The sequence below is a fragment of the Aliterella sp. E5.1 genome (genome assembly GCF_057473825.1).
Genome location: NZ_JBYCCV010000199.1, coordinates 1 through 3,271, shown reverse-complemented (window position 1 = coordinate 3,271; position 3,271 = coordinate 1). Strand labels below are relative to the sequence as shown.

Sequence of the window (3,271 nt, the reverse complement as noted above, 5' to 3'; positions counted from 1 at the left end):
ATGCTAAAGCTCTAGATTTGGCTGCCAAATGTATCTAAAGAAGCAGTGAGCGGTCCCCAAAAGCTGCCAGGGTGAAGTAGGGCTACCAATCCCCCCGAGTAGCCCGCACCAGTCCCCGAAAAGGCAACATGTACCGAAAGGGCAGGGCGCAAACCAACAGACCTAGAGCCAAGCTTTTCAGGAGGTAAGGTTGCTGTTGGTGCCGAAGGGACTTTCCTCAGCTTTTTGCAACAGGGGCATGATCTTTCGATCAAGACCGAGCTTGTCAGTTCCACAGCCAAAGTCAACCTAAGCACCTATGCCAGAATTGGGAGAAGCTTATTCCAGCTTTACAGAGTTGTGATTGACGACGAACAGCTATCGTTCCTGTTCTTGGAAAGCAAGACCAACGACCTTCGCTTTCGCAGCCAGGAACCTCAGTTTGAGATCAGTAGGGAGCGGCTGAAGAAGTGGAAGCGGGCGATCGCACAGTACCAGTATCAGATCAGGATCGCTCCCACAACTCAGGGAAATTTGTTTGAGCTAACTGGCAGCCATGCTGACCCAGAGACCATTGATCCGCTATCTCTCCAGCGCCACAATTTACGTTTTTTTGAATCGCCCCAAAGCCGTCAATTGGATCATCCGGTTATCTACTTTGTGTTTGACGATGCAGCGGGGTTGTTGCTCTACATCGGGCAGGCGGTTAACGCCCACCAACGCTGGAGTGGCGAGCACGATTGCAGAACCTACCTCGACCACTATTTCAGTGCCAATTACCGTCACAAGATTAAAACAGCAATTTGCTTCTCTTTCTGGTGGGATACTCCTGCCCAGTTCAAGCCTAGGCTACAACTCGAAGCCAAGCTGATTCAGAAATGGAGATCCCCCTTCAATAAAGAAAATCGCAAATACTGGGCAACCCCCTTCACCTCACTAATCTAAGCCTCAAGCACTAGACACAGGAGCAATACACTCAGGGCTATCGTTCGCTGGCTTGTTGACGTGAGTGCTGATCGGATAAGCCTCCACTGCTTCTGGTGGGAATGGCAGCAGAAGCGACTGTAGCTCTGCTGTGTCCTGATTATCCGGGTCAAGCCAGGCATCGTAATCTTCAGGATTGAGAATGACCGGCATCCGATTATGAACAGGTTCTAGCTCCTCATTGGCCTCAGTTGTGATGATATAGCAGACGCCATTTTGATTAGGACATAGAATAGATATTGACCTGTTTCCAGGATGTCCTATGGCTAAGCCCTACAGTGATGACCTGCGCCGCAAAGTCATCGATGCAATCGAACTAGATGGGATCAAACGCTCCGAAGCAAGCGAGATGTTCCGAATCAGTCGTAACACAATCAATCTGTGGTTCCAGCGTAAAGCTCAAACAGGTGATATCAAGCCAAAGCAACGCCGTTCTTTTGGGCACACTCATAAAATCAAGGACTGGGGAAAGTTTCGTGCCTTTGTCAAAGCCCACGGTGATAAAACTCAGCAACAGCTAGCCGATTTGTGGGAGGGCGATATCAGTGCTCGGACGATCTCACGAGCCTTGAAGAAGATTGGGTTTACTCGAAAAAAAAGTCCTACGGCTACCGAGAACGGGATGAAGACAAACGTCGCGTATTTCTGGAGCGACTGAGAGGACTTGAGCCTGATGATGTGGTCTATCTCGATGAAGCCGGAATGGATAATCGCGAAGATTATGGTTATGGTTACAACGAACGTGGTCAGCGCTTTCATGCGCTTAAGAGTGGTCGGCGTCTGGGTCGGGTCAACATGATTGCAGCCTGGTGTAATCATCAACTGATAGCCCCCTTTACAGTTGAAGGGGCGTGCAATCGGGTTGTGTTTGAAACGTGGTTGGAGCATTGTTTAGTGCCCGTGCTCAAGCCAGGTCAGATAGTGGTGATGGACAATGCCACCTTTCATAAAGGGGGCAATATTGAGGCACTTATTGAAAGCGCTGGTGCTCAGGTGTGGTACTTACCGCCCTACTCGCCAGACTTCAACAAGATAGAGCGATGCTGGTCATGGCTTAAAAGCCGGATTCGCCACTGCATCAGCGAGTTTGATTCACTTCGAGAGGCGATGGAGCATGTCCTCAAAATGGCGTCCTAACTATAGTGGCGGCTGCTATACTTGGTGGCCTCACTTATCTGGCTTAACTGATGACACGCTCTAGTCACACCCAATAAAAAAAGCCTCTCCGTGGAGAGGCTTAAAAGCAAGAGGCTCAGTTAAGTCGCGGGCTGTCTAGAAGCTGTCTAGAAGCCCCCAGCCGCTAGAACGCCAGCAATGGCAGCAGCAGCAGCGGAGATAGCAGCAGTGCCAAACAGCCACCACGCAGCAATGGCCGCTGCTTTACGCGTCTCTTCAGCCTGCCGTTGGGCCTCTACCTTGACAGCTTCAACCCGTCGCTGAGCTTCATGCTGCAGGCGCTCAGCCCTTTGTAGAACACCATTTCTGGCCCCTTCAATCTGGTCAATAACCTGGTTGGCATCCGCCTCAGAAATATCTTCTCGAGAACTCATCAAGGCCACCAGGGTTCCCCGGTCAACGTCGCCAAGGCGATCGCGCAGGGCATCAAAGCCAGCCTGAGGGTCATCAAATAGCTGGCGCACATCCCGCTTAATTCCGTCATAGTTGAGCTCTGGCCGCTCTAGGGAGTTGAGATAGTTGCGGATGCGAGCAAAGACGCTATCAATCACCCTTTGAATCCGACGTTGAACGTCCCGCACCTGCTCAACAATTTGAGATCGGGTTGATTCAATCTGGTCAGCAATCCGATTAGCTTCTTCCTCAGTCATGTCCTGCCGCTGCGAAAGCAGGGCAACAAAGGTAGCGCGATCAAACCGCGAGAAGCGATCGCTTAAGCTTTCTAACCCTCCCCGGGGATCACGAACCAATAATTGCAGATCACGCTTAATACCCTCCGGGTTCAGCTCATCTTTTTGCGTATTGCGCAGGTAACTTTCTAGACCGGCTTCAAAGTCGCGCACCTGAGTTTGGGTCCGCAGCGCCCAACGGCGAGGAGCCCGGATAGTCCGGCGAATGGTTTCTAGGGTCTGATCAATAATTTGATTAACTTGTTCTTCGCTGAGATCTTCCCGCTGGCTAAGCAATTGAACCAGGGTCTCCCGATCAACCTGGGACAGCCGACTCCGGAGAGCTGAGGCCCCCAGCTTGGGATCGTCTAGCAGTAAAGATAGATCGCGCTGAATCCCTTCTGGGTTGAGTTCTGACCGGTCGGTATTGCGAAGATACTCGGCAAGTGTGTTGGTGGTTTTGT

At 51.2% G+C, this 3,271-nt stretch carries 3 protein-coding genes, 1 pseudogene and 1 riboswitch; of the genes and pseudogenes, 2 read left to right on the top strand and 2 right to left on the bottom strand.

Features of this window, described 5'->3' with window-relative positions:
* Positions 1 to 112 precede the first annotated feature (112 nt).
* Positions 113 to 207, top strand: a riboswitch (cyclic di-GMP riboswitch).
* Positions 208 to 339: 132 nt separating this feature from the next.
* A complete protein-coding gene (locus AC2VE5_RS24900) occupies positions 340 to 924 on the top strand; it encodes a GIY-YIG nuclease family protein (protein WP_486890292.1) in 585 nt (194 codons plus the stop codon).
* 3 nt (positions 925 to 927) lie between these two features.
* Here the strand turns inward: AC2VE5_RS24900 and AC2VE5_RS24895 are convergent, their stop codons facing one another.
* Positions 928 to 1,161, bottom strand: a complete 234-nt coding sequence (locus AC2VE5_RS24895; protein ID WP_486890293.1) for an SOS response-associated peptidase — start codon at positions 1,159 to 1,161, stop codon at positions 928 to 930.
* A gap of 64 nt (positions 1,162 to 1,225) precedes the next feature.
* On the opposite strand from AC2VE5_RS24895, the gene AC2VE5_RS24890 reads away from it, so the two are divergent.
* A protein-coding gene (locus AC2VE5_RS24890; RefSeq protein ID WP_486890291.1) for an IS630 family transposase occupies positions 1,226 to 2,100 on the top strand; the annotation gives its coding sequence in 2 pieces (ribosomal slippage) (positions 1,226 to 1,555 and positions 1,558 to 2,100; 873 coding nt in all).
* Between the two features lie 146 nt (positions 2,101 to 2,246).
* Here the strand turns inward: AC2VE5_RS24890 and AC2VE5_RS24885 are convergent.
* Positions 2,247 to 3,271, bottom strand: a pseudogene (locus AC2VE5_RS24885) (MFS transporter); the annotation flags it as partial.